This is a genomic window from Halomonas sp. DP8Y7-1 (assembly GCF_019801685.1).
GTDB classification, from domain to species: Bacteria; Pseudomonadota; Gammaproteobacteria; order Pseudomonadales; family Halomonadaceae; genus Halomonas; species Halomonas litopenaei_A.
Window position 1 is genome coordinate 114,655 of sequence record NZ_JAHVIN010000013.1, and the last position, 26,106, is coordinate 140,760.

General features: G+C 62.9%; 23 protein-coding genes and 1 tRNA gene. 13 read left to right on the forward strand and 11 right to left on the reverse strand.

Going from position 1 to position 26,106, the window contains the following annotated elements; translation table 11 throughout:
- The first annotated feature begins 13 nt into the window (after window positions 1–13).
- From cybH to KUV41_RS16550, 10 genes are all read left to right on the forward strand, one after another.
- Window positions 14–820, forward strand: coding sequence for a Ni/Fe-hydrogenase, b-type cytochrome subunit (gene cybH, locus KUV41_RS16505; protein WP_222486790.1), 807 nt, complete (start codon window positions 14–16; stop codon window positions 818–820).
- Window positions 821–1,465: 645 nt separating this feature from the next.
- Window positions 1,466–2,254, forward strand: a complete 789-nt coding sequence (locus KUV41_RS16510; protein ID WP_261396086.1) for a HyaD/HybD family hydrogenase maturation endopeptidase — start codon at window positions 1,466–1,468, stop codon at window positions 2,252–2,254.
- Between the two features lie 55 nt (window positions 2,255–2,309).
- Window positions 2,310–2,639: a HypC/HybG/HupF family hydrogenase formation chaperone gene (locus KUV41_RS16515; RefSeq protein ID WP_222486791.1), complete on the forward strand. Its 330-nt coding sequence runs from the start codon at window positions 2,310–2,312 to the stop codon at window positions 2,637–2,639.
- 130 nt (window positions 2,640–2,769) lie between these two features.
- Window positions 2,770–3,168, forward strand: a complete 399-nt coding sequence (locus tag KUV41_RS16520) for a hypothetical protein (protein WP_222486792.1) — start codon at window positions 2,770–2,772, stop codon at window positions 3,166–3,168.
- Window positions 3,169–3,208: 40 nt separating this feature from the next.
- On the forward strand, window positions 3,209–4,039 hold the full coding sequence (locus tag KUV41_RS16525) for a hydrogenase expression/formation protein (protein WP_222486793.1): 831 nt from the start codon (window positions 3,209–3,211) through the stop codon (window positions 4,037–4,039).
- Entirely contained in the window at window positions 4,036–5,121 is a 1,086-nt protein-coding gene (hybE, locus tag KUV41_RS16530; RefSeq protein WP_222486794.1) for a [NiFe]-hydrogenase assembly chaperone HybE, read from the forward strand. Before KUV41_RS16525 ends, hybE begins: the two co-directional genes overlap by 4 nt.
- Window positions 5,121–6,212, forward strand: coding sequence for a hypothetical protein (locus KUV41_RS16535; protein WP_222486795.1), 1,092 nt, complete (start codon window positions 5,121–5,123; stop codon window positions 6,210–6,212). Before hybE ends, KUV41_RS16535 begins: the two co-directional genes overlap by 1 nt.
- Window positions 6,205–6,546: a hydrogenase maturation nickel metallochaperone HypA gene (hypA, locus tag KUV41_RS16540; protein ID WP_206943428.1), complete on the forward strand. Its 342-nt coding sequence runs from the start codon at window positions 6,205–6,207 to the stop codon at window positions 6,544–6,546. Before KUV41_RS16535 ends, hypA begins: the two co-directional genes overlap by 8 nt.
- A gap of 32 nt (window positions 6,547–6,578) precedes the next feature.
- Window positions 6,579–7,619, forward strand: coding sequence for a hydrogenase nickel incorporation protein HypB (gene hypB / locus KUV41_RS16545; RefSeq protein ID WP_315900603.1), 1,041 nt, complete (start codon window positions 6,579–6,581; stop codon window positions 7,617–7,619).
- Between the two features lies 1 nt (window position 7,620).
- Window positions 7,621–9,393, forward strand: coding sequence for a sigma-54 dependent transcriptional regulator (locus KUV41_RS16550; protein ID WP_222486797.1), 1,773 nt, complete (start codon window positions 7,621–7,623; stop codon window positions 9,391–9,393).
- 35 nt (window positions 9,394–9,428) lie between these two features.
- Here the strand turns inward: KUV41_RS16550 and hypE are convergent, their stop codons facing one another.
- Genes hypE through KUV41_RS16570 form a run of 4 tightly spaced genes read right to left on the reverse strand, consistent with a single transcriptional unit; the run spans window position 9,429 to window position 14,545 of the window.
- On the reverse strand, window positions 9,429–10,478 hold the full coding sequence (gene hypE, locus KUV41_RS16555; RefSeq protein WP_222486798.1) for a hydrogenase expression/formation protein HypE: 1,050 nt from the start codon (window positions 10,476–10,478) through the stop codon (window positions 9,429–9,431).
- A complete protein-coding gene (hypD, locus tag KUV41_RS16560; RefSeq protein ID WP_222486799.1) occupies window positions 10,475–11,614 on the reverse strand; it encodes a hydrogenase formation protein HypD in 1,140 nt (379 codons plus the stop codon). Before hypD ends, hypE begins: the two co-directional genes overlap by 4 nt.
- Complete coding sequence (locus KUV41_RS16565; RefSeq protein ID WP_222486800.1) at window positions 11,611–11,895, reverse strand: HypC/HybG/HupF family hydrogenase formation chaperone; 285 nt, start codon at window positions 11,893–11,895, stop codon at window positions 11,611–11,613. Before KUV41_RS16565 ends, hypD begins: the two co-directional genes overlap by 4 nt.
- Window positions 11,855–14,545: a carbamoyltransferase HypF gene (locus tag KUV41_RS16570; protein ID WP_222486801.1), complete on the reverse strand. Its 2,691-nt coding sequence runs from the start codon at window positions 14,543–14,545 to the stop codon at window positions 11,855–11,857. The genes KUV41_RS16565 and KUV41_RS16570 overlap by 41 nt, the downstream gene beginning before the upstream one ends.
- Before the next feature lie 289 nt (window positions 14,546–14,834).
- Here KUV41_RS16570 and imuA point away from each other — a divergent pair, with 289 nt between their 5' ends.
- The 3 genes from imuA to KUV41_RS16585 are packed head-to-tail and all read left to right on the forward strand — an operon-like array spanning window position 14,835 to window position 20,417.
- Window positions 14,835–15,509: a translesion DNA synthesis-associated protein ImuA gene (imuA, locus tag KUV41_RS16575; protein ID WP_222486802.1), complete on the forward strand. Its 675-nt coding sequence runs from the start codon at window positions 14,835–14,837 to the stop codon at window positions 15,507–15,509.
- Window positions 15,506–17,050: a Y-family DNA polymerase gene (locus tag KUV41_RS16580; RefSeq protein ID WP_222486803.1), complete on the forward strand. Its 1,545-nt coding sequence runs from the start codon at window positions 15,506–15,508 to the stop codon at window positions 17,048–17,050. Before imuA ends, KUV41_RS16580 begins: the two co-directional genes overlap by 4 nt.
- A complete protein-coding gene (locus tag KUV41_RS16585; protein WP_222486804.1) occupies window positions 17,034–20,417 on the forward strand; it encodes an error-prone DNA polymerase in 3,384 nt (1,127 codons plus the stop codon). The genes KUV41_RS16580 and KUV41_RS16585 overlap by 17 nt, the downstream gene beginning before the upstream one ends.
- 154 nt (window positions 20,418–20,571) lie before the next feature.
- Here the strand turns inward: KUV41_RS16585 and ychF are convergent, their stop codons facing one another.
- From ychF to lolB, 7 genes are all read right to left on the reverse strand, one after another.
- Window positions 20,572–21,663, reverse strand: coding sequence for a redox-regulated ATPase YchF (gene ychF / locus KUV41_RS16590; protein ID WP_206943415.1), 1,092 nt, complete (start codon window positions 21,661–21,663; stop codon window positions 20,572–20,574).
- A gap of 123 nt (window positions 21,664–21,786) precedes the next feature.
- Window positions 21,787–22,371 (reverse strand): aminoacyl-tRNA hydrolase, encoded by a 585-nt coding sequence (gene pth / locus KUV41_RS16595; protein ID WP_206943628.1) that lies wholly within the window; start codon window positions 22,369–22,371, stop codon window positions 21,787–21,789.
- Between the two features lie 127 nt (window positions 22,372–22,498).
- A complete protein-coding gene (locus tag KUV41_RS16600) occupies window positions 22,499–23,188 on the reverse strand; it encodes a 50S ribosomal protein L25/general stress protein Ctc (RefSeq protein ID WP_206943413.1) in 690 nt (229 codons plus the stop codon).
- 119 nt (window positions 23,189–23,307) lie between these two features.
- Window positions 23,308–24,249, reverse strand: coding sequence for a ribose-phosphate pyrophosphokinase (locus tag KUV41_RS16605; protein ID WP_206943411.1), 942 nt, complete (start codon window positions 24,247–24,249; stop codon window positions 23,308–23,310).
- Between the two features lie 72 nt (window positions 24,250–24,321).
- Window positions 24,322–24,396, reverse strand: a tRNA-Gln gene (locus KUV41_RS16610).
- Between the two features lie 16 nt (window positions 24,397–24,412).
- A complete protein-coding gene (gene ispE, locus KUV41_RS16615; protein WP_206943408.1) occupies window positions 24,413–25,294 on the reverse strand; it encodes a 4-(cytidine 5'-diphospho)-2-C-methyl-D-erythritol kinase in 882 nt (293 codons plus the stop codon).
- Window positions 25,295–25,453: 159 nt separating this feature from the next.
- On the reverse strand, window positions 25,454–26,068 hold the full coding sequence (lolB, locus tag KUV41_RS16620; protein ID WP_261396087.1) for a lipoprotein insertase outer membrane protein LolB: 615 nt from the start codon (window positions 26,066–26,068) through the stop codon (window positions 25,454–25,456).
- Window positions 26,069–26,106 lie beyond the last annotated feature (38 nt).

Sequence of the window (26,106 nt, forward strand, 5' to 3'; positions counted from 1 at the left end):
CGGGGGAGGAATCATGTCTCAGCAATCCAAGACGCCGGATGTTGCGCAGACGTCTGCGGCTTCTGTTGACCCAGAAGTGTCGGGCCAGCCGGGCGCATCACGCGAAGGGGGCGCCGGTACTGAGGCCGGCGCGCTACCTGACTCCGTCAGGCAGACCTCGGTCTACGTGTACGAAGCTCCGTTACGGCTATGGCACTGGACCAATGCCCTGGCGATTCTCGTGCTGATCGTCACCGGCTATTTCATCGGCAAGCCGCTGCCGACGGTCTCCGGGGAGGCCAGCGATCACTTCGTGATTGGCTACATCCGTTTCGCGCATTTCACCGCGGGATACGTACTGACCATTGGCTTCTTGTTCCGTTTCTACTGGTCATTGGTGGGTAACCATCATGCCAAGCAGCTGTTCAGACTGCCGCTGCATCGCAGCGAATGGTGGCGTGAAGTCTGGTTCGAGCTGCGCTGGTACCTTTTCCTTGAAAAGCGTCCGCGCAAGTACGTGGGGCACAATCCCCTGGCGCAGCTGGCAATGTTCCTTTTTATCACCCTGGGAACGCTGTTCATGATCGTCACGGGTATGGCGCTTTACGCTGAGGGGGCTCTCAGGGGGAGCTGGCAGGACAGCCTGTTTGGCTGGGTCATTCCGCTGGTAGGGCAGAGCCTGGATGTTCACACCCTGCACCGGCTTGGCATGTGGGTCATGGTAGTGTTTATCATCATCCACGTGTACGTCGCGATACGCGAAGACATCATGTCGAGACAGAGCATTGTCTCGACGATGATCTCGGGGGAACGTACCTTCAAGGACGATGAACCCTTCTGATGCACTGATTGAGGAGGTCCCGAAGATTTAGAGGGTTCAAACGATTCGGAAGATCCAGAAGCAGAAGGCCTTATTGTGCACACGCTAGCGGGCTATTTACCAACCCGCTAGCGATCCTTGTCAGTTGATAACTCCTTTAGATGTCAGGAAAAGGTGCCAGCTTTTCCGTAACATGCAGAAATAAGTGGCCGTTGATATATCTCGCATTAGCCTGTTTAGAAAGCCCTGTCTCGAAAGCCTCTGTCTCGAAAGCTCTTGCTCGATAGCCCCTGTCGCGAAAGCTTCTCTCTCGTTAACGAGCGACTGGGTAACTACTGGCTTTTCTTGATACACCTTATCGAGACGCATCTCACCTATGTGTGCCGTGCCAGCGATGAAGTCGCCTGTTAGTGGAAGAAAATGGACAGGGTGCTTACCACTTTTCCTTTAAATTGTGCTGGATCAATAGAGACATTTTTTCTTGATTACAGCCCGAGCTATTCTGCGACACTGAGTTTTTGTTTGGTGAAGCGCTAGTGTTCGCTCAGTAATTCACTGTTTTTACATGCCTATATGTCGATACCGAGCACCTTTATGTTGTCTTCTGTTTACCGGTGTCAGCGGCTGATATGACGGGAACTTAGCGCCTTTGAAGGTGGGAGCCGAATGCCTTTAGCCATGGATAACAATGACAGCCAAGCATCGTCGATATTGGTGTTGGGAATCGGCAATGTGCTCTGGGCCGATGAGGGATTTGGCGTTCGGGCGGTTGAAGCTCTCCATCGACGTTTTGATGTGCCCCCTCAGGTAACGGTGCTGGATGGAGGCACCCAGGGTCTTTATCTGCTGCCCTACATCCAGGCATGCAGCGAGCTGCTGGTCATTGATGCCATCGACTACGGGCTTCCTCCTGCGACGATCCATGTCGTGCGTGACGATGAGGTTCCGAGCTTTATGGGAGCCAAGAAGATGTCACTGCATCAGACGGGCTTTCAGGAGGTGCTGGCGGCGGCGCAGTTGCTGGGTTGGCAGCCTCGACACCTCACGCTGATCGGCGTGCAGCCGCAGGTCATTGATGACTACGGCGGGTCGCTGCGCCCTGAGGTAGCCGCCCGTATCGATGAGGTGATCCAGCTGGCCGTGGAAGAGCTTGGTGCCTGGAAGGTGACGCTGCGTCCTCGTGAGGCGATCGCGGATCAGGTCGGCCTGGCCGCACCAGCCCTGGCACTGGATCACTACGAAGGACAGCGCCCGTCGTCGCGAGACGCTTGTCGCCTTGGCGACGCGCGATTTCTTGTCCAGGCAAGCCAGACCGAGACCCAGACCGATACCGAGACCGACCCGAGTCGCGTGGCGGAGCGGCAACATCATCAGCCCTCTGCGTCCCGCTCTTCGATTCAAGGGCCCACATGTCTGGACACTACTGGCTGCTCCCGTGAGGGAGGTCCGCCATGAGGATGGGGCTGGCCACAATCGTCGATAGGCTCTCACCGCACGATAGGTGGCAGCCATGTGTGTAGGCATACCGATGCTGGTGGTGGACGTATCCGGTTCGCTCGCCCTGTGCTGCCGAGAAGCGGGAAGCGCGGCTGAACAGGTGGATATCGCGCTGATCGGTGACGTGGAGATAGGCGATTGGCTGCTGGTGTTTCTGGGTGCGGCTCGGCGTGTGCTCGACCCGGAGGAAGCTCAGCTGATACGCAGCGCCTTGGACGCCGTGGCGCTAGTCGCCAAGGGAGGCGCCATGGAAGCAGGCTACTTCGCGGACCTGGAGGCAGAAGCCCCCAGACTACCGCCGCACCTCGAGGCCGCCCGTAGGGCCGGAAGGACCAGCGGCTGAGGCAAGCTGGAGCGTTGCGGCCGCTCGGGGAAAAACTCGGGGAAAAGCTCGGCGAAAAAGTCGGGATGCGGGAGGACATTGGTGAGAGAAGGGATGTGAGAAAAGATGCGAGAGTCGTTGGGAGAGAGCGATGACGGGACCCTTGGGGCGCTTGATCAATGAACTGGGCTATCCCTGCCTGGCGGGAGCTGAATTGCAGGCGTTCATCTCACAGGAGGGGTTGCACGTACTGCTGTTGAGTGGCGATCCAGAGACCAATCTCGAAACCCAGGACGTGGCTGCCATTCTCCCGGAGCTGGTGAGTGCCTTTGCTGGCAAGTTTATCCCCGCGGTTGTCCAGCGACAGGACGAGGACTTGATAAGAGAGCGCTTCCAGGTCTGGCCGGTGCCTTCTCTGGTTTTCGTCGAGCGAGGTCAGCTAAAGGGCGTGGTGTCGCGGGTTCGTGACTGGCAGGACTATCTCGAAGAGGTCGGCGCTATCGTCGAGGGAACATCGCCGCACGCCCAGTTGATCGCCAGGCAGTCATAAGTCGTCGGGGTGATTGGCGGGCCTATACAAGGAATGGATCATGACGCTGAACCACTTTTCTCCCTCCTTGGGTGGGGTCGGGCCCGGCAGTCAAGAAGGTGCCGAACTCGACTATCTTCCCATGCCGTCGGACATGCGCACCTTTCATGCCTCGTTGCCTGAAGTGGAAGACCCCGAACGTATTCGCCCGGCTCTTACGGCGTTGAAGGCCTTGGCCACCGCCGCGTCCCGGTGGACGCCGGAAGGCGGCAACCTGGTGGTTGAGCTTCCACCGCTGGACGACGAAAACCGTCGGGTGGTGGCCGATACACTCGGGGAAGGAGAGGTCTCGGTGCGTGCGAGGGGGGAGCCATCCTGCGATGTACAGGAGTCCATCTTCGCCGGGCTATGGCGAGTGACCACGGTAGGCAATGGCGGGGCTGACGAGCGAATCGAGATCGGCAGGGTGCCCAGCGCCGCACTGAAGACGCCACCCAAGCGAATTTTCTGCCCACCGGAAACGGCGGCAGGGGTCGTCAATGGCCCCTTTATCGTCACGGAGCTGGTCGAGCGCTGTCACGCTCACCGTCCCGGCGATGAGCCCTACGCCATCAACCTGTCGCTCCTGCCCCATACCCCGGAGGACCTTCATTATCTTGAGCTGGCGCTGGGCCAGGGCGAGGTATCGATTCTGTCCCGGGGCTACGGCAATTGCCGTATCGATAGCACGGCGCTAGAGCATGTCTGGCGGGTGCGTTATTTCAATTCCCAGGATGCGCTGATTCTCGACGTCATCGAAGTGTCCGACATCCCTGAGGTGGCCTGCGCGGCGCCTGAGGACATCGCCGACTCTGTGGTCCGGCTTGAACAGACGCTGGAGGCCATGGCGTGATCCATTCCCAGTTTGAAGGGTCCTTCCTTGGCGACGCGGCGCGTCTGGATGATAACGCCCGTCTTGAATGCAAGATTTGCTGGTACTGCTATGACCCGGCTTTGGGTGACAGCAGCAGGCAAATAGCGCCAGGCACGCCATTTTCTCGTCTTCCGGCGGATTGGCGCTGCCCCGGCTGCGATGGCGATAGCCAACAGTTTATGGTGCTGAGTGACGATAACGCCCCCGCCACAACAGCCATCATCGAGCCTAGCCAGGGTGAGCCGCCGTCTGCGGACGCTCGCGCTCAACCTGAGGACGCTCAAGGGGGGACTAGCGTGTCGGGCGTGGCACCCTTGGGTCCGGCAGAACCTGCGTCTGCAACGTCAATCGAGGCGTCCTTTCCTCAGGGCTCCAGCAGTACCCGTCACGGGGCCGCTAACAGGGCCAATAGTCCAGCCAGTAACGGGGCCAATAGTCAGGTCATCAGTCAGGCCAGCAGCCAGGTCCGTTCGCTGGTCGAGGCCTTCCGTGAAACCCAGGCATCGCGCATGAAAGATATGCCCTTCTGTCATCCAGGGCTTAGCGTCGCGTCGGTGGGCTTTCGGGAGTGGCAGTCCACGACATCGGAATGCCAGGGGCAATTGGGCGTGTTGATCGCCCCCTGGCTGATGAATCTGGTGCTTATCCCTGCGACCGATGAAGTGACCGACCTGCGTTCAGGAGACAAGCGGATAGTGGCCTTTCCCTCGGGGGAGTATGAATTCATCTACAACCTGAGCGCGCCCGTAGGCGGTTTTTTTGCCTGCGCCCTGTTCTCGGACATGAGCGAGTTCACGAGCCAGGAATATGCGCTAGACGTTGCCCATGCGGTCATGGATGCCCTGTTCGATGCGACCCATCGCGCTGAAACGGATCGTCACGCGGATATCGCCGCCAGACAGCACAGCGCCCAGGACGACGAGGCTCCATCCACGGACGACTCCTCACCAGCGGTCCAGCAAGATCCCGATATTCACCAACCGCATCTGAGCGCTTCGCAGCGTCCGCGCTCACGTCGTGACGTGGTGACCATCGGCCTGTCTGGAAAGGCAGCATCCTGATGATGCCTGCTCTGGTCATCGACCATGACCCTCACCGGCCTGAAGGCGCCAACTCGCCTGTCTTTCGCGTTCGGCAGCGCGGCCGTCTGCCCACTCACTGGCTAAAGGACCGTCGTCCTGCCGAGGCTCTGGCCATGGTGGGATGTCTGTACAACCTCTGCGCCGCCGCCCAGACCGCCGCCGCCGCGTCTGCCATGGGGCTGGCGGTGCCAGCCGCACAGCACACCGACATTCAGTGTGAAGTGCTGCGAGAGCACGCGCTGGTGATGTTGCGCGACTGGCCTGGGGCCATGGGGCATCCGGCGGCGGGCAACGAGCTGCAGGGGCTTGCCAGCATGGGGCTGGCTGACCTTGAGGAGTTTGAGCACCGGCTATTGGCCCAGCGGGCGAACCGGGTGCTCGCCGATCTCTCGGCGTGGTGGAACGCCTCACCCAGCCTGCCTGCGCAGGTACTACGGCAGACGGCTGACTGGCCGCCCGAGGCTGGACGCATGGAGGCGGTCAATGACCCCAGCTTCGTGCGACGCGTTGCCTCTGACCCGGCCTTGGCGCGGCTCATCGCCCGGCATGGCTGGAGCCTGCATGTTCGGATGCTGGCGCGCGTCGTCGAGGTGGCGCGCCTGATCGAGGGTTTACGTGGTGTCAGAGGGGACGCAGCTGGCGGCGACGGTACGTCCCGCAGAAGCACATGCTCAGCGTCGTCAGCGCGTGCCTGGTTTGGTCGATCCCGTCCCGGCGACGGCTGGGCAGAGGCCGCTCGTGGCCGGCTGTTGCATCAGGTCGACTGCCTCGATGGCCGAGTCATGGCGTACCGCATCCATACCCCTACCGATGCCATGCTCGATACACCCCTCGCAGATGACCACGGCAATGATGACGGCGGGTGTCAGCCGGGATTTCTGGCACGACTGCTGAGCTCTGCCTACGGCTCAGGCGACAGCGGTGCCCGGCAGCGTGTGGCCATTGCCCTCAGCTGCGCGGACCCTTGTCTGCCGGTGGTGTGGCAGACGACGGATATGACCTGGCCTGCATCGAAGCAAGCGGGAGGAGACATCAACGCAGCCGGAGAGCGGGGTGGCCAGCATGCATGAGTTGAGCCTGTGCCAGGGGATCGTGGAGCTGATTGAAGAGCACGCCCGCAGCGATCCATTCACCCAGGTCACCCGAGTCTGCCTGGAGGTCGGCGCCCTGGCGTGTGTCGAGCCCGACGCGCTGCGGTTTGGGTTCGACCTGAGCGCTCGAGGAACCCTCGTCGAGGGCGCCAGGCTTGAGATCGTCGAGGTGGCTGCTGTCGCCTGGTGCTTTGGCTGCAACCAGACCGTGACGCTCAAGCAGCGGGGCGATCATTGTCCGTGCTGCGCCAGCTCGCGCCTGAGAGTCACCGGCGGAGAAGAACTTCGCATCAAGGAATTGGAGGTAATCTGATGTGTACCGTATGCGGATGCGCCGGGACAGGCGTGCAGAACCGTCCCGGTGAGGACGACCACACCCATCATGACCACGCTCATGACCATAAGCACGATCACCACGCTCATCATCACGGACATAGCCACGACCAGGGTCACTATCATAGCCACGATCCTAGCCATGACCATCACCACGATCATGGGCATGACCATCACCACGATCATAGCCATGACCATGCCCAGGCAGGCCCCGCGGATGAACAAGGCTCTCGGCATGCCATAGGCAGCGTCACCGCTGGTGCCGAGGCGCATCTGGACTGTGGTTCGGGACCCGCTGGCGTCGAGGTGGCGGGGTTGTCGCAGCGCCGGCTGATCGAGATCGAGACAGACGTGCTATCGCGCAACAACCGGATCGCCGACAGCGTACGCCAGCAGCTGGAAGCGAAAGGCGTGCTGTCGTTGAACCTGGTGTCCAGTCCGGGCTCCGGCAAGACCACGCTGCTGGTCGAGACGATTCGGCGGCTGGGCCCTGATGGGCTGGCGGTCATTGAAGGCGACCAGCAGACGGCCAACGACGCTCAGCGTATTCGTGAGACGGGAGTCCCGGCGCTTCAGGTCAATACCGGAAAGGGCTGCCACCTGGATGCATCGATGATCGAGCGAGCGCTTCCCAGGGTAATGCCGGCGGAGCTTGGGCTGCTGTTCATCGAGAACGTCGGCAACCTGGTGTGCCCCTCAGGGTTCGACCTTGGTGAAGATGCCAAGGTAGTCATCCTGTCGCTGACAGAGGGAGAGGACAAGCCGCTGAAGTATCCCCACATGTTCGCCGCAGCCTCCCTCATGCTGTTGAGCAAGATGGATCTGGCGCCCCATGTGGATGTCGATATAGAGGCCTGTGAAGCTTACGCCCGCCAGATCAACCCGGATATCGAGATCATCCGGCTGTCGGCCCGCAGTGGCGAGGGCATGGATCGCTGGCTTCAGTGGATCGCCCAGCGGCGAGAAATGCTGCGGCAGCGCGCGCTGGAGGCGGCACGCCAACGCCTAGAGAAGCTGGAGCAAGGCGAGGCGCCAGGCCTCAAGGTCCTGTGACGTGTCTTCCCTGACGGAACGCTCGGCGCTGGGGGCGGGCCTGGTCGCAGCGGATGCGCTTCCCGGTGTGCTGGTGGTGGGCCAGTCGCTGTACGAGTCTCTGCTCAGCGGGCTGTCATCGCCTGCGCCGGAGTGTCTGGTCGCACAGGATTGGCCAGGGGCCCGGGAGCAGCTGACGCGGCAATGGGTTGGGGTGCTGGTCGTCGATACCCGGGTGCCGTTGTCGCCGGGCTGGGTCCAGGAGCTGACCCAGCGCTGGCCCGACGTGCGTGGTCTTCTGGTGCTGAATGAGGCGCCTGAGGGGGAGTCCGAGCATGCGGCAGCGATGGTCAGGGGAGGCGACAGCGACGTGGCGCTGCCCGAGGCGTTTCAGCGTCTCTTTCGTCAGCATCTGCCGTGGACGCTGGTACGCGCCGTTGAGCATGCTCAGCAGCACTACTGGCTCGAGCGAGAAACACGCCGGCTACGCGCCGAACAGGCGCTGTCACAGCCGGTTGTTCAGGCGCGTCTGGCCGCGCATCGACAGCAGCTACAGCAGTCCCGCGGGTTTGAGCGAATCATCCGTTTGCCGGGGTCGCCCCTTGATGGCCTCTGTCATCTGGCTGCTCGGATAGCCGGCTTCGACGTCCCGGTATTGGTGACAGGAGAAAGTGGCACCGGCAAGGAGCTGATGGCGAGGGCCATACATTCAGCCAGCCTGCGCTCCGAGATGCCCTTTCTCGCGCTGGATTGCGGCGCGGTGTCAGACGAGTTGCTGGAAAGCGAGCTGTTTGGACATTGCAAGGGGGCCTTTACCGGCGCCAGTGCCCACCGTATCGGTATGTTGGAACGGGCGCAGCAGGGCACGCTGCTGCTCGACGAGATTGGGGACGCCTCGCCCGCCTTCCAGCTGAGATTGCTGCGCTTCCTGCAGGAGGGCGAGATACGTCCGGTGGGTACCAACACTGTGCGTCAGCTGGATGTGCGGGTGATTGCCGCCACCCACCGTGATCTGGCGGCAGAGGTGGCAGCGGGCCGCTTTCGGGAAGACCTGTATCATCGTTTGAACGTTGCCACGGTGGCCTTGCCGGCACTGCGTGAACGGCCTGAGGATATTCCTTCGCTGGCAGAAGCGCTGTTGATGCAGCTGGCCAGCCGTCACGGCGTGCGTGTCTCGGGGTTTGGTCCTGGCGTGCTTGACTGTCTATCGGCCCAACCCTGGAGCGGTAACGTGCGCGAGCTGGAAAATCAGATTACGCGCATGCTGATGATGACGACCGGCGCGACCATCGGTCTGGAGCTGCTGCCCGAAGCCCTGCGAACACCACCCCATGCCGGCATGTTCCGTGAAGAGCCGTACCGTGAAGAGTATCGTGAAGAGCCGTGCCGTAAAGAGCGGGGTCGTGAAGGATGGGGCTGTGACGGATGGGGTTGTGAAGAAAGGAGCAAGTGGCCGGTCAGGAGGGAAGCCGGAGGTGCCGCCAGAAGTGACATCAGGGCAGAGCAAACAGACGGGGGCCTAGGCGCAGTCCCAGGAGAACACTGCGTTCGTGATAGCCTCCGGCAAAGTCACCCCGCCTCGACGACCGCTCCCGCGGCGACCCTGCGGGAGCAGATCGAACTGTTGGAAACGCGCTGCCTGCTCGATGCGTTGACCCGGCATGCCGGCAACAAGACACGTGCCGCCGAGGAGCTTGGGCTTTCGCGCATTGGGCTGCGTGCCAAGCTCAAGCGCTATGGAATCGACTATGGGATTGAGGGTGGCGACGCGGCGGGGCCCAGTGACGCCACCTAAGGCCCGCGCTGCATAGATCATCAAGCGCTTGCGATTCAACAAATCCTGGGAAGCTGCTCACCCACCAGCATGTCGACGATTCGCTGGCCGCCGAACAGGGTGCGCAGGGTAACCCGCCCAGGTTTGCCGGAGTAGGCGTGGCCGATCACGCTGGCGTCCCGGCCCAGGGGATGGCGCTTGAGCGCGGCCAGGGCGGCATCGGCACGATCCGCCGGTACCACGGCCACCAGCTTGCCTTCGTTGGCCAGATAGAGAGGGTCCAGGCCCAGGATCTCGCACATGCCCCTGACCTCTCGGCGCAGCGGCAAGGACGCATCCTGAAGTTCGATGGACAGTTGCGAGGCCTCGGCCATCTCGTTGAGCACCGTTGCGACCCCACCGCGGGTGGCATCGCGCAGGCAGCGTGTGTTCGGCACCGCCTCGAGCAGTGCTTCCACCAGGCCATTGAGGGCGGCGCAGTCGCTCTCTAGAGCCGTCTCCAGCGAGAGATCTCCACGGGCGGCCAGGATCGCTGCACCGTGGTCGCCCAGCCAGCCGTTGACGATGACCACGTCAGTCGCCTGAATCTGCTCGATGCTCAGGTGGCGCTCGGCAGGGATCACCCCCACACCGGTGGTGGTGATGAAGATACCGTCACAGGCGCCACGCTCCACCACCTTGGTATCGCCGGTCACGATGGCGACCCCGGCACGGTCTGCCGCTTCCTTCATGGATCGGGCAATACGTCTCAGGTCTTCGACCGGCAGTCCTTCTTCCAGAATCACCGAGCAGGACAGATAGCGCGGAAGGGCGCCACCTACCGCCAGGTCATTGACGGTGCCGCAGACCGCCAGGCTGCCGATGTCCCCACCCGGAAAGAACAGCGGTTTAACCACGAAGCCATCACTGGTCATGGCCAGCCGATCCCCGGTACGGCAGAGGGGCTCCAGCGCCAGTCGAGCCTGATCCTCGAGGGTATCCTCAGGGGCGCCGAAGGCACGAATGAAGACATCATCTATCAGGTCCTTCATGGCCTTGCCGCCCCCCCCATGGGCCTGGGTGATGAAGGCTGCATTGACCGTGGCCAGAGTGCGCTTGTGGCTCATGGCGAGACCTCTTCATGCTGTTCCGCGCGGGGGCCGCCATATTGGAAGTAAGCGGCGCAGGCGCCTTCACTCGAGACCATAAGGGCGCCGCAGGGGGACTCCGGGGAGCACTGGCTACCGAACAATTCACACTGCCAGGGCTTGAGATTGCCGGTCAGTACCTCGCCACAGCGCAGCGCCTCGGGGTCGGCCACCTGCTGGTTCGGGAGCGAGAACTTGCGCTCGGCATCGTAGGCGGCGTATGCCTGCCTGATCTGCATGCCGGAGTCCTCGATGGGCCCCAGGCCCCGCCACTCGCATGACTGGCGGGATTCATACACCTCGTGGACAGCCTGCAGTGCAGCGGGATTACCGTCTCGGGAAACCAGCCGCTGGTACTGGTTTTCGACCTCGGCGCGGCCGTCGTGCAGCTGGCGCACCACCATCAGCAGAGATTGCAGCATGTCCAGGGGCTCAAAGCCGGAGATGACCACCGGGCAACGGTAATGTTCAGCGATGAAGCGGTAGGGCTCGGTGCCGATGATCATTGACACATGGCCCGGCCCGAGAAAACCGTCCAAGCGATGATCGGGATTCTCGAGAATGGCCTTCAGCGTGGGAATGATGGTGATGTGGTTGCAGAACACCGAGAAGTTGGTGATGCGCTGGCGCTGCGCCTGGGTGATGGTCAGAGCCGTGGAGGGGATCGTGGTCTCGAAGCCCAGGCCGAAGAACACCACTTCCCGTTCTGGATGGCGGATAGCGAGATCCAGTGCATCCATGGGCGAGTAGACGATGCGCACGTCGGCGCCCTCGGCCTTGGCCTGAAGCAGGCTCTTGCGAGAGCCCGGGACCCTGATGGCATCACCAAAGGTCGCCAGGATGACCTCGGGGCGTTCAGCGATCGCCAGGCAGTCATCGACGCGTCCCATGGGCAGCACGCAGACCGGGCAGCCCGGGCCGTGGATCAGCTCCAGCTGATCGGGCAGCATCGCCTCCAGTCCATAGTGGAAGATCGCGTGGGTGTGACCTCCGCAGACCTCCATGATGCGAAGGGGGGCAGGGCGATCACGACAGATCTTCTCGACCAGCGTGGTGATGTGCTCCAGGGTCTGGCGGGCTCGTGTGTGGTCGCGGAATTCATCGATAAACTTCATTGCCGCTTCTCCTGGCTGTCGATCAAGGCATCGAGTTCGTGGGTATCACCGAGCATGTCCAGCATCGCCAGGGTACGTTCAGCGGCGGCAGCGTCGATCCGGTTCAGGGCAAACCCGACGTGTACCAGCACCCAGTCTCCCACGCAGGATTCGGGCGGATGGGCATCATCGATGATGCAGGCGATGTTGATCTGGCGGCGGACGCCACTGACGTCCACGGTGGCCAGACGGTTGTTGATATCATCGATCGCGATGATCTGCCCCGGGATTCCCAGGCACATGGGTACTCTCCTGTGCGTCGTCGTCATGGCCGTCGGGCACTAGACAAGGGTGTAATGGCGAGTGTGGTGGGGGCAGACGGCGAGCAGGTGCTGCGGCGATCAGCGCCTGGCCAAGGGCGATGCCCCCATCATTGGCCGGTACCTGGCGGTGACTCAGCACCTTGAAGCCCTGCGCACCAAGGCGCTGCTCGACCAGCGCAAGCAAGCTACGGTTGTGGAAGCAGCCACCACTCAGGGCCACGGTGTCAAAAGGGTGGTCTTGCGAGAGTGTCGAGGTGACACGAGCCAAGGCGGTGGCCAGGCCCAGATGAAAGCGCGCTGCGCAGAGGGCCGGGTCGCAGCCCCTGGCCAGATCATCAAAGAGCGCCGGCCACAGGGGGGCCGGGTCCAGCAGCATGACGCCAGTGTCTGAAACGGTAATGTCGAGGGGATAGCCTGGGGCGGTGCTGAGGTCGTGCACGGACATGCGGGCCAGTGTCCTGGCAGCCAGTGTTTCCAGCGCCATGGCGGCTTCGCCTTCGTGATGCTGGTGCTCGAAGCTCAGCTCGAGTGCCGCCGCGACGGCGTCGAACAGCCTGCCGCAGGATGACGCCTTGGGGCTGTTGAGGCCTGCCTTGAGCATGGCAACCAGGGCTTGCAAGGGCATGCCGCCAAGCCGCTTGACCACCTCCAGTTGGGGATAGCCTCCTAGCAAGGCGTCAATGCCAGGGCCGGCGAACCACTGGGCGACAAGATTGCGCCAGGGTTCTCGGGCGGCGGCTGCGCCTCCGGGCATCGGCACCGCCTTCAATGCTGCAACGCGCTGACACTGTTGGTAGTCCGCCAGCAGGCACTCTCCACCCCATAGCTCACCATTCAGGCCAAGACCTAGGCCATCCAGGGCGATACCCAGTACCGGCGGTGCAGACAGTGGTCGGCCATGTTCCCCCAGGCAGGCGGCAATATGGGCATGGTGGTGGCCGACTTGCGTTATCGTCAGCCCCTCGCGAGCGGCCATCGCTGTGGCCAGGTGGCTCGTGTGATAATCCGGATGACGATCGCAGGCCAGCCAATCAGGACGATGGTCGTAGAGCTTCAGAAAATCCTGCAGATGATGCTCAAAGTCATCCAGGGTGGCGGGATCGTCCAGGTCGCCCTGATGAGGCGACAGAATGGCGCGTTCTCGATCGATCAGGCAGAACGTGGCTTTCTGTTGCGGGCCAAGGGCGAGGCCAGGGCCAATATCCTCGAACCCCGGCGGCAATGGCAGCGACGTTGGCGCGAAGCCCCGAGCCCGCCGCAGGACGCGCAAGGCCCCCGCGGCGTCCTGAACCAGGCTGTCATCAACGCGCCTGGCGATACCGCGATCATGGCTCAGGGCGTGGCTGGCCATAGCCCCCAGTGCATCGCTGAGACGAGCATCATCGATCAGCTGCGGCTCGCCCGAGGCATTGCCACTGGTCAGTACCAGCGGTACGTCGATATGTCGAAACAGCAACAGGTGCAGGGGCGTGGACGGCAGCATCACCCCCAGCCGGTCGAGGCCTGGAGCCAGGTTCGGGGCGATGTCGGGAGCCGGATTCGGGGCGATGTCGGGAGCCGGATTCGGGGCGATGTCGGGAGCCGGATTCGGGGCGATATCTAGAACTAGGTTCGGGGCGATATCTAAAGCCAGGTTGGGGGCCTGGCTAGGCCTTTTGGGAGACATGGGCGTGCGTCGCTCCAGCAGGACGATCGGCGCCGCCGGGCTCTCTAGCGCCTCGGCCTCCCGCGGGCTGACGTGGCAGTAGCGGGAGACCATCGCGAGATCCGCCATTATCAATGCCAGGGGCCGCGTCGGTCGACGCTTCAATTGGCGCAGTCGTGCGACCACATCCTCTCGAGAGGCATCACAGGCGAGCTGATAGCCGCCGAGTCCCTTGATGGCCACGATATGACCCGCGCAGATCAGCTCAGCCGCGGCCATGATCGGATCGGCATCAGGGCTGCTTTCAGGGCTGCCATAAGAGATATCAGCGTGGTTCTCCGAGCCGCTGGCGGGCACACCATGGTCGCGATCAAGGCGCACCAGCGAGACCCGTGGACCGCAGTCGGGGCAGGCGATGGGCTGCGCGTGGAAGCGCCGATCGGCAGGGGAACAGTATTCCTGGCGGCAGCTGGCGCAAAGCGGAAAGGCCGCCATGGTCGTGGCGGCACGGTCGTAGGGCATGGCCCGAATAATCGACAGTCGCGGGCCGCAGTGGGTGCAATTGGTCAATGCATAGCCCGAGCGGCGCTGCATCGGATCAAGAATCTCGGCTTTGCACGCGGCGCAGACAGCGGCATCTGCCGCAATATCGGTGCGAGTTAGTCCGGGCCGACTGTCGATGATGGTGAAATCGGTGATCGATTCCACTGGGGTCAACTCGGACGATGCGATGCCTGTGATGGTCGCCAGCGGTGGCGGCTCACTGTCGAGCTGTGTCAGCAGCGTCACCAATTGTGCCGGGGACCCCTGAGCGCGAATCACGACCCCCTGGCCATCATTGCGGACATTCCCCGTCACGCCAATAGCGGTGGCGAGCTGCCATACCCAAGGACGAAACCCGACGCCCTGAACGCAGCCCTGCACCCTGATCTCAAGCGCTGACATCATAAGGTCGGGGGAAGCGGGAAGGGGAGTGGTGGTCACTGGCGTACGCCTTCGGGCAGCAGGCAAATGTTCCGCACGACTATTCCACAGTCTTTTCCAGGCTGCGGTGAGCTGCGTCACGGTCTGTGTTCACCTTACTCCTCTTGTCCCGCCTTTCTCGGCGGAACCTATGCAGTGCTGAGCCCTGACGACAGACCCCATGTCACGCTGACTGCGTTGACGCCTTGGCGACGTCTCAAGCCGTCATCGCTTGGCATTCCTTAAATACTGTATAAAATAACAGTATTCTGTTCAGCATGACTCGCATCACTTTCAAGGAGGGGGCGCCATGACAGCAGCACACCCCGTCGACATCACTCAACTAATGCAACGGGGAACGTTATGGCGCGCGGGCCGTGATCCTGCGCGGGACTGGGAGACCTCTCAGGCGGATGCTCTGGTTGTGCCAAGCGGATTCGCGACACTGGATGAGGTGATGGGTGGTGGCTGGCCCCGTGGAGACCTGATGGAGTGGCTGCTTGACCATCCCGGTATCGGTGAAATCCGCCTGCTGGCGCCACTGATGACCCGCAGCCAGCGGATTGTCTTGCTGGATCCCCCTTGGATACCTCATGCCCTGGCACTGCAGGCGGCGGGCATCGGTATCACCAAGATCCATGTCATTCAGACAGGCACCACCAAAGAACGTCTGTGGGCCATGGAACAGGTGGTGAAAAGTGGCTGTTGTGACTTGGTGCTTGGCTGGTTTGGCGCCCTCCAGGGCAGCTGGTTGCGTCGCCTGCAACTGGCGATGGCGGGGGGCACCGGGGTCGGCGTATTGCTGCGCCCTGTATCGCTTGGCCAGCAAGGGTCTGCTGCACCCTGGCGTTTGCGCCTGGGGGGCAGCGCTAATGGTCGGCTTGAGGTGGAGGCCTTCAAGCGCAAGGGTGCCATACCGGCAAAAACGATCACGTTGGATCTGCCGACCTCGTCCCTGTCACCGGTGAACAGGGGGGCGCCATGAAGGGGTTATGGCTGTGCCTGCATGGTCCTCGCTTTGAGCTTGACGTGGTGGCTCTTGGCGACACGCAGCCCAAGGCGCTGGTATCGGCCAATGGAGAGCGTGTCCAGCAGGTATGCAGCAAGGCCCAGCGTCAAGGAGTGCGGCCCGGCATGACCGTGAGCACGGCGCTCAGCCTGGAGCCTGAGCTGCAATTGTTCACGGCGGACACGGCCGCATGTCGACAGCGGCTGGAAGGGCTCGCCCTGTGGGTGGGGCGTTTTAGCGCGCGTGTCAGTTTCGAGCCTAGCCTCGCTGGCGAGCCTGCCCGGGGCGTGGTGCTGGAAATTGGCTCGATGCTCCATTACTTCGGTGGTCTTGCCGCGCTGTGGTCCAGGCTGGAGAGCGAGCTGGCCGGTCTGGAGCTCGATCTCGTCTGCGCCACGGGGCATACGCCCTTGGCGGCGGTGCTGCTGGCTCGTGCGGGGGGCGTCCGCCCACACGTTGAGGACCTCGCTGTTCGGGGCACTGGTGTTCGGGGCACTGGTGTTCGGGGCACTGATGTTCGGGGCACTGATGTTCGGAGCACTGGTATTCGTGGCAATGGTACTCAGAGCCCTGGAGCCGATGTTGATGGCCATCATCGGCGGCTGGGGCAGCTGTCGTTGTCCCAGCTGGCGCTGCCGCGTGCCCAGTTGGCGCGTTTGCAAGGGCTAGGCTTCCAGCGTGTTCGCGATCTGCTGGCTCTGCCGACGGCATCACTGGCGTCGCGACTGGGTCCCGATCTGACCCAATGGCTCAAGCGGCTGACCGGTGCTGTGCCTGACCTGCTGCCCGTCTTTGAGCCGCCACCGCGGCTGGAGCGTGAGCTCGAGTTGAACCATGACATCGAATTGGCGCCTGCGCTGCTGTTCCCCTTGAAGCGACTGCTGATGGAAATGGAGGGCTTTCTGCATGTGCGCTGTGCCAAGGCGCTGTCGCTGCAGCTGACGCTCTATCAGCGGGATGCAGAGCAGCACATCTCGGTGGGACATGCCGGAGGAGAGCAGTCTGCCGATGCCTGGCTCGAGCTATGTCGGTTGCGGCTGGAGCGCTGTGAGCTCAATGCGCCAGTGCGCCGTCTGCGACTAGAGGTCAGCGAACTGACGCAGCAGGAGCAGCCCGCTCAGGACCTGTTCGATACGGCGCCCCCCAGAGAAACGGCCGACGCCCTGTTCAGCCGCCTGCGAACCCGGCTTGGGCAGAACAGTGTCATGCAGCCTCGCTGGCGCGAGGATCATCGCCCTGAGCGAGCCTCGACGCTTGAGCGATGCACCCGCGCAGCGGCGCAGGTGTTGCCCCAGGGCCCGCGTCCTGCCTGGCTGTTGCCCACCCCGCTGGCCATGTCGTCGGCAGCGCTGTCGCAGCTGGAGTGGCTTGCCGGGCCAGAACGCCTGGCCAGTGGCTGGTGGGACGCCGCCCCGGCCCGGCGGGATTACTACGTCGTGAGATTTGGCGATGCCCGCTGTGGCTGGATCTTCCGTGACCACACCGGGCAATGGTGGCTGCATGGCTGGTTCGGTTGAACACTGTGAGCCCTCATCGGAGCACGCTGCCTCACGGATAGCGCCTGCAGCCGATATAGCCTCTGGGGCGCCGCCGCTGGCCTATGCGGAGCTCTATTGTCTGACGAACTTCACCTTTCTCAAGGGGGCCTCTCACCCCCACGAGCTGGTGGAGAAGGCGGCCTGCCTGGGCTATCGCGCGCTGGCCATCACCGATGAATGTTCCGTGTCCGGCGTGGTGCGCGCCTGGGAGGCCGCCCGCGATCTGGATATGACTCTGATAGTCGGCACGGAATTTCGTTTTGAGGATCAGGCGGTGGTGGTGCTGGCCGAGAATCGCCAGGGCTATGCGCAACTTTGCCGGATGATCACCCTGGCCCGACGGCGGGCCCCCAAGGGCCATTATCGGCTGGACTGGGAGGAGCTAGCAGGGCTTGAGGATTGCCTGCTGCTGTATGACCCAGCGGGCAGTGACGATCGCTGCGCCTATCGCATGGCCTGGCTGAAGCAGCATTATCCAGGGCGTAGCTGGGTCATGCTGCTGCGCCACTTTGATGCCGGTGAAGAGGTGCGTCATCACCACACCGTCACCATGGCGAAACGTCTTGGGCTGCCCTTGGTCGCTGCCGGTGGGGTGCTGATGCATCAGGCTGCGCGCAAGCGTCTGCAGGACGTGCTGACGGCGCTGCGTCATGGCACCAGCGTGCAGCAGGCGGGCTACCTGCTCGAGCCTAATGCAGAGCGCTGTCTGCGTTCGCTGCCACGCCTGGCCGAGTGCTTTAGCCGTGACATGCTCGATGAGAGCGTGCGCATTGCCGAGCGCTGCCAGTTCGATCTTGGCCAGCTGCGCTATGAATACCCCGAGGAGCTGGTGCCCGAGGGCCATACCCCCATGAGTTGGTTGGTCCACAAGGTGGAGCAGGGACAGGCCAAGCGCTTTCCGGATGGAACGCCTGTCGAGATTGCCGCGCAGATTCAGCACGAGCTGTCGCTGATCGAGCGGATGCAGTATGCCCCCTTCTTCCTGACCATCGAGGATATCGTGGCCTTTGCCCGCGGACAGGGCATCCTGTGTCAGGGCAGGGGATCCGCCGCCAACTCGGTGGTGTGCTATTGCCTGTTCATTACCGAGGTGGATCCACGCCAGGTGCAGTTGCTGTTCGAGCGCTTCATTTCCGAAGAGCGTGACGAGCCGCCGGATATTGATGTCGATTTCGAGCATGAGCGGCGTGAGGAAGTGATCCAGTACATCTATCGTCGCTATGGGCGGGAGCGAGCCGGGCTGGCCGCCACGGTGATCAGCTATCGTCCTCGCAGCGCGCTGAAGGACGTGGGTAGGGCGCTGGGCCTTCAGCCCAGCTACCTGAGCTGGCTTGCCAGCCGACTGGATCGACGTGACGGCGAACAGGCGTGGTTGACCGGGTTGCGCATGGAGCTTGCTCAGTCCGTCGCGGTGACGGCGTCGTCTTCCCCAGGGGCCGGATCGATCGAGCCGGGCAGCGAGGGTGGCGCGCGCAGCCTTCGTCAGCACCTGGTAGAGCTGGTCGAGCAACTGCTGGGCTTTCCACGCCATCTGTCACAGCACGTGGGTGGGTTTGTCATTTCTCGGGGTCCGCTGCATGAATTGGTCCCGGTGGAAAATGCCGCCATGCAGGAGCGCACGCTGATTCAGTGGAACAAGGACGATCTGGAAAGCCTGGGCTTGCTGAAGGTCGACGTGCTGGCGCTGGGCATGTTGACCGCGATACGCAAGACCCTTGGCCTACTGGGCCAGCCACCGAAACACAGCCACGAACCTAAACAGAGCCAGGAACCAAAACACAGCCAGCAACAGGCCCGGCGGGAAAACTGCGACTCGCCATCTGACCACGGCGGTGACCGGGTTATTACCCCCATCGAGGCGCTCGCGGCGATTCCTCGGGAAGATCCGGAGGTCTATCGCATGCTGTCCCGTGGAGACAGCATCGGTGTCTTCCAGGTCGAGAGTCGTGCCCAGATGAACATGTTGCCCAGGCTAAAGCCCCAGAATTACTACGATCTGGTGATCGAGATTGCCATCGTCAGGCCGGGGCCCATCCAGGGCGACATGGTCCACCCGTATCTGCGCCGCCGGGACGGGTTGGAACAGGTCGAGTACCCCAGCGCGGATGTCAGAAAGGTGCTCGAGCGAACCCTGGGAGTCCCCATCTTCCAGGAGCAGGTCATCAAGCTCGCCATGGTGGCGGCGGGCTATAGCGGTGGCGAGGCTGACCAGCTCAGGCGCGCCATGGCGGCCTGGCGGCGGGCGGGTACCATCGCAGAGCACCAGCACAAGCTGACCGCCGGCCTGCGCGAGCGTGGTTACACCGACGAATTCGCGGCGGCCATCTGTCGCCAGATAGAAGGCTTCGGTCAGTACGGTTTCCCCGAGTCCCACGCGGCCAGCTTCGCTCACCTGGTCTATGTGTCCGCCTGGCTCAAGTGCCATCACCCCGCGGCCTTCTGCTGTGGACTGCTCAATAGTCAGCCCATGGGCTTCTATTCTCCGTCTCAACTGTTGCAGGACGCTCAGCGCCATGGGGTTCAGGTGAGGCCGGTAGACCTGCTGCGAAGCCGCTGGGAGTCGACGCTGGAGGTCGATGATGAGGCTCCCCCTGAGGCAGCGGACGCGCCAGTGCATCCCGCAGGGCCAGCGGTGCGGTTGGGGTTGCATCTGGTGAAGGGGCTCAGCAGGGAGGCAGTGCTGGCGCTTCTGGAGGAGCGTGACCGATCCCCCTTTACCCGTCTTGCCGATGTGCGCCGGCGTGTATCGATCCGCTCACAGGACTGGGAGGCGCTGGCCTCTGCGGGTGCCCTGGCCGGTCTGTCGGGACACCGCTATCAGGCCCGTTGGGATCTGCTGGCGCCTCAGCCAGGCCTGGCCCTGGGGGACACCGAGCTGCTCGATGACGACAGCACGGCGTTGATGCCGCCCCTTGAGCAAGATGACCTTGAGGCGGACTATCGCCACCTCGGGCTCAGTCTTGGGCGCCATCCCATGGCGCTGCTGCGTGAGTCCACGGCGGGGCAACGCCATGGGCTCGATGGCTGTCTGACCGCCCAGCAGCTGTTGACCGTGGATCACGGCTGCCTGGTTCAGGTGGCAGGGCTCGTGACCACGCGGCAGCGGCCCGGTACGGCCTCTGGTGTCACTTTTGTGACCCTTGAGGATGATAGCGGCAATATCAATGTGGTGGTGTGGCGAGACACCGCCAAGGCTCAACGTCAGGCGTTACTCAATGCGCAGATACTGAGAGTGACCGGCCACCTGGAGCGAGAGGGGAGTGTGGTGCATGTGATCGCTGGCCGCCTGGAGGATATCGGCGCCTGGTGGAAGGCGCTGAGCGTGTCGTCGCGGGATTTTCGTTAGTCGCTGTTTCGCTCTGGTGCTACCAAAAACGGCACCGAGGCGTACCTCGGTGCCGTTCTGGTCATTGTGCTGGCCGGGCCTGGTTCTCGACACCAACGAGTGGTGGCAGGCCCCAGGCTCAGCTCAGCTCAGGCCCAAGCGTGTAGCGCCTGGATCAGACGTTGAAGCGGAAGTGCACCACGTCACCGTCTTTCAGCACGTAGTCCTTGCCTTCCAGGCGCCACTTGCCGGCGTCCTTCGCACCCTGCTCACCGTTGAGGCTGACAAAGTCTTCGTAGGCCACGACTTCGGCGCGGATGAAGCCTTTCTGAAAATCGGTATGAATGACGCCAGCGCCTTCCGGGGCCGTCGCGCCGACCTTGACGGTCCAGGCACGCACTTCCTTCACACCTGCCGTGAAGTAGGTCTGCAGACCCAGCAGCGCGTAGCCAGCGCGAATCACGCGATCGAGGCCGGGCTCTTCCATGCCCATCTCGGCCAGGAACATCTCGCGTTCCTCGTCGTCCAGCTCGGCGATCTCCGCCTCGAGCTGGTTGCACACAGGCACCACTACCGCGCCTTCCGCCTCGGCAATACCCTTCACCACGTCGAGGTAAGGATTGTTGTCGAATCCATCCTCGTTGACGTTGGCGATGTACATGGTGGGCTTGAGCGTCAGGAAACCAAAGCTCTTGATCTGCTTCTTCTCGTCGTCAGAGAGATCGAAGCTGCGCAGCGGCTGGCCTTCTGCCAGGTGAGGCTGGATGCGGTCGAGCACCGCCTTGGTGGCGATGGCGTCCTTGTCGCCGCCCTTTACCACGCGAACCAGGCGCTGGATGGCCTTTTCCACGGTATCCAGGTCGGCCAGGGCCAGTTCCAGGTTGATGGTCTCGATATCCGCCGCCGGATCGACCTGGTTGGCCACGTGGATGACGTTGTCGTTATCGAAGCAGCGCACCACGTGGGCGATGGCCTGGGTCTCCCGGATATTGGCGAGGAACTGGTTGCCGAGGCCTTCACCCTTGGACGCGCCGGCGACCAGGCCGGCGATATCCACGAATTCCATGGTGGTCGGTACGACCTTCTCCGGCTTGACGATCTCCGCCAGCTTATCGAGACGCGGATCCGGCATCGGCACGATGCCGACATTGGGCTCGATGGTGCAGAACGGGAAGTTCTCGGCGTCGATGCCGGACTTGGTCAGGGCGTTGAAGAGGGTGGACTTGCCGACATTGGGCAGGCCAACGATGCCGCAGTTGAATCCCATGGGTGATTCCTGAAATAAGGTGAAGGAAGTCGAGTCATCGCAGAAAGCGCATCAGTGTATGACGTCGAGTGGCAGAGTGACAGCCTGTCTCGACCCGCTGAGCGCTGCCGCGGGAGTCTGTCGTCAGGCCGAATGGCTGTGCAGGCGATTCATCGCCTTGGCCCAGTCGCCCGCCAGGGCCTGGGGCAGTGTCGCCAGGCACTCGATCAGCGCGCCGTCGATCGCCTCTCGCTCGCTCTTGCCGGGACGGCCAAGCACGTAGTTGGTGACCAGATTGGCGCTGCCCGGATGGCCGATGCCGATGCGCGCACGATGGAACGACTTGTCATTGCCCAGTGCGCTGATGATGTCGCGCAGGCCGTTGTGTCCACCGTGGCCGCCGCCCTGCTTGTAGCGGGCGCTGCCAGGGGGCAGGTCGAGTTCATCATGGGCGACGAGCATCTCGTCAGGGGCCAGCTTGAAGAAATTGGCGAGGGCGGCCACGGCGGCGCCGGAGCGATTCATGTAGGTCGTCGGTACCAGCAGGTGCAGGTCTTGTCCTTCCACAAAGGCCTTGGCATAAAGCCCAAGAAACTTCTTTTCCGGGCGTAGCTCGGCAGACGCCTGGCGGGCCACTTCCTCTACCAGCCATGCGCCAGCGTTGTGGCGGGTCGCCTCATACTGGGCGCCGGGATTGGCCAGGCCAATCAGTGCCTTGATCCGTGTCATGCTCATGTCTCCGGCCGCGGTGCGGGCAAGCGCTTTGCTCAGGGCCTCGGCGGCGCGACGCTGGGCAAAGCGATCGATGAAAACGAAAAGGGCCACCGCAGTGGCCCTTGAATCAAGCGGACAGGGATTACTCCTTGTCGCCTTCTTCGCCTTCGTTCTTCGCTTCCTCGGCAGCGTCGGCGCTGGCATCAGCGGCGGCAGCTTCGTCCTCGGCAGCTTCTTCGTCGGACTGCATGGCCTTGGCCTTGGTCACGTTGACGATGGCCTGGTCATGGTCTTCGCCGTAGGTCAGCTCGACGATGGTGACGCCAGCCGGCGCCTTGAGGTCGGACAGGTGCAGAGTGCTGCCCAGCTCCAGGCCGGCGATGTCGACTTCGAGGTAGTCGGGCAGATCTTTCGGCAGGCAGCTGATTTCAACGTCGTTGGCCAGCTGGTGCAGTTCACCGTCCTGCTCCTTGAGCGCCTTGGACTCGTCCTGACCGACCACGTGCAGCGGTACGCGCATGGTGATCTCGTGAGTCGCATCGACACGCAGGAAGTCAGCGTGGGTCACCAGCGGCTTGTACGGGTGACGCTGGAGGTCACGCACGACAACCTGCTGGGCCTTGCCATCTACCTCAAGGGTGATGACGGAGGAGAAGAAGGCTTCTTCTTCCAGGGCCTTGTAGAAGGCGGTCTTGTCCACAGCGATGGGCTGCGGCGTCTTCTCGCCACCGTAGATGATGGCAGGCACTTGCTGGTTCGCACGACGCAGGCGGCGGCTCGCACCTTTCCCCAGGTCGTTACGAACGTTGGCGGTAAGTTTGTAGTCAGACATGGATTTGCCTCTTGGCTAAAAGTAAGGAAGCCACCGAGCCCGCGACCAGACCTCGATGGTTCCAGGTGCCCCGGAGACCGGGGCGCGTTACCCGCGCAATGTGCTGGCCTTTCGCAGGCTCAGTGGAACATCGCGCTGACGGATTCTTCATTGCTGACACGGCGAATCGCTTCCGCGATCAGGCCGGCCACGCTCAGCTGGCGAATACGCCCGCTGCGACGAGCGGTTTCGGACAGCGGGATGGTGTCTGCCACCACGACCTCATCCAGAACCGACTCGGAAATGTTGTCCACCGCAGGGCCAGACAGGATCGGGTGGGTGGCATAGGCCACCACACGGCGCGCGCCGTGATCCTTGAGGGCCTCACCGGCCTTGCACAGGGTGCCAGCGGTGTCGATCATGTCGTCCACGACCACACAGGTGCGGTCCTGAATATCACCGATGATATGCATCACCTGAGCCTGGTTGGCCTGGGGACGACGCTTGTCGATGATCGCCAGATCAGCGTTCAGCTGCTTGGCGATGGCACGTGCGCGGACAACGCCGCCAACGTCGGGGGAGACCACTACCAGATCGTCGTAGTTCTGGCGCTCGATGTCGTCGAGCAGGATCGGTGAACCGTAGACGTTGTCGACCGGAACATCGAAGAAGCCCTGGATCTGATCGGCGTGCAGGTCCATGGTCATCACCCGGTCAACGCCCGCCTTGACCATCATGTCGGCGACGATCTTGGCCGAGATCGGTACACGGGCAGAGCGCACGCGGCGATCCTGGCGGGCATAGCCGAAGTAGGGCACCACTGCCGTGATACGGGTAGCGGAGGCCCGGCGCAGGGCGTCAACCATCAGGATCAGTTCCATCAGGTTGTCGTTGGTCGGTGCACAGGTGGACTGCAGGACAAAGACATCCTTGCCGCGCACGTTCTCGTTGATCTCGACCGCGACCTCTCCGTCGCTGAACTGACCGACCGTGGCATTGCCAAGCCGGCTGTCCAGGCTCTCGGCGACCTTACGGGCGAGTTCGGGGTTGGCATTCCCGGCGAAAACCATCAATTTTGACACGCGCAGCCACCTTTGCTGTGTTGGGTCTTCAGTGTGAGTCTGGGGGAGTGAGTCCAGGACTCAGAAGGAAGTTGGCTGGGGTAGGAGGATTCGAACCTCCGCATGCCGATACCAAAAACCGGTGCCTTACCGCTTGGCGATACCCCAGCAATAACGTCCTGCCTCAATCATCGGGCAGGGCGTCGAGGAGAGGCGATCGATTCAGGCCCTTGGCCTTGAAGGCGTGCCAGTCCGGTTGCTGCTGCTCTATTGCTTCAAGCAGCGCCACCGCGTCGGCTTCCGACGTCAGACGGGCAAAAACACATGCTCCGGTACCCGTCAACATCGACGGCGCCCGGGTGTTCAGCCAGTCCAAGGCACGAGCCACGTCAGGATAGCGCTGCCTGACAGTGTCTTCGCAATCGTTGCGCCAGCTCGACGCTCCCCCCTTGAGTGCGCGCGCCATGGTAATGGCGGGGGTGTTCCGTGTCAATTCTGGCGCAGTGAAGACCGCGGGGGTCGATACGCTGATACCGGGGTGCACGACCACAAACCAGGGGGTATCGAGGTCCACCGGGGTCAGGCGCTCACCGATGCCCTCGGCCCAGGCGGCGTGGGCGTTGACGAAGACCGGAACGTCGGCGCCGAGGCTGAGCCCAAGCTCAGCCAGCTGCGGGCGCGGGATGCCCAGACCCCATAGATGGTTGAGTCCTGCCAGCACGCTGGCAGCATCGCTGCTCCCGCCGCCCAGGCCACCCCCCATGGGCAGCCGCTTGGTTACCGAGAGCGTAGCGCCGAGGTGGCAGCCGCTGGTCTGTTGCAGGTGCCTGGCGGCGCGCCACACCAGGTTGTCCTGGGGAGCAACGCCGTCGAGGGCAGCGTCCAGCACCAGCTGGCCATCCTCGCGCAGCTCGATGGTAATGTCGTCGCCATGGTCGAGGAACTGGAACAGCGTCTGCAGCTCGTGATAGCCGTCGGCTCGACGGCCGACGATATGCAGCATGCGGTTTAGCTTCGCCGGGGCGGGCAAGGTCAGCCGCGTGGCGGTGGTGGGTGGCTGGGGCATGGCCATGTTGCCTTTACTGGTCGTGCCGTCGAGCAGCCGCGGCTGCTCGAATGACTGCTGGAATGACTGCCCACATGACTGCCCTGGTGACAGGCCGAGCGATGGCGTGGGTGATGGCGTGGGTGATGGTTTGCGTCATGGCTTAAGCAAAGGTGCGCGTCATTCTTCGAGCGGTTGCCACTGATTGACCACCAGGGTGGCGCGCAGGTCGTCGTAGGTCATGACCAACCGGCGCGGCAGCCAGGTACCAGACACATCTTCCCAACCACGATAGTCAATCTCCCAGCCGTCCTGTTCCAGGGTAGCCGGAAAGCCGAGCTCATCTTCTGTCATGCGGTGGTCGCTGTTGTCGGCGGGCAGTCCTCTTACCCAGTCGGTCAGACTGGACACCGGCAGTGACCAGCCCAGGCGCTGTTCCATCAGGGCTTCCGGGCTGTCGGCCTCGAAGCGCCCTTCGCTGGTCGTCAACGAGACGCGGCCGTCACGGCCTTCCAGGGTGCTGCGGCCGGCGCCCATCGGCCCCGTCACCAGCAGGCGGTAGTGGTAGGGCGTCTGGCGCCAGTCCAGGTTGGCGCTGGTGGAGTCTTCAGGGGTGCGCAGTCCCACCTTGCCGGTCAGGTTCCAGGCGGTAAAGGCTTCCACCTGGGACAGCTGCGCTTCCCAGTCGCCGGCTTCGCGCTCGGTGCGCGGCTCGGTCACGCTCTGGGAGGTGGCGCAGCCAGCCAATAAAGAAAGGCCAAGGGCGATAGCGGGAAGTCGTAGAGAAGGCATCATCGCGGGGTCCTTGCGGGTCATCGGGAGACACACTATGA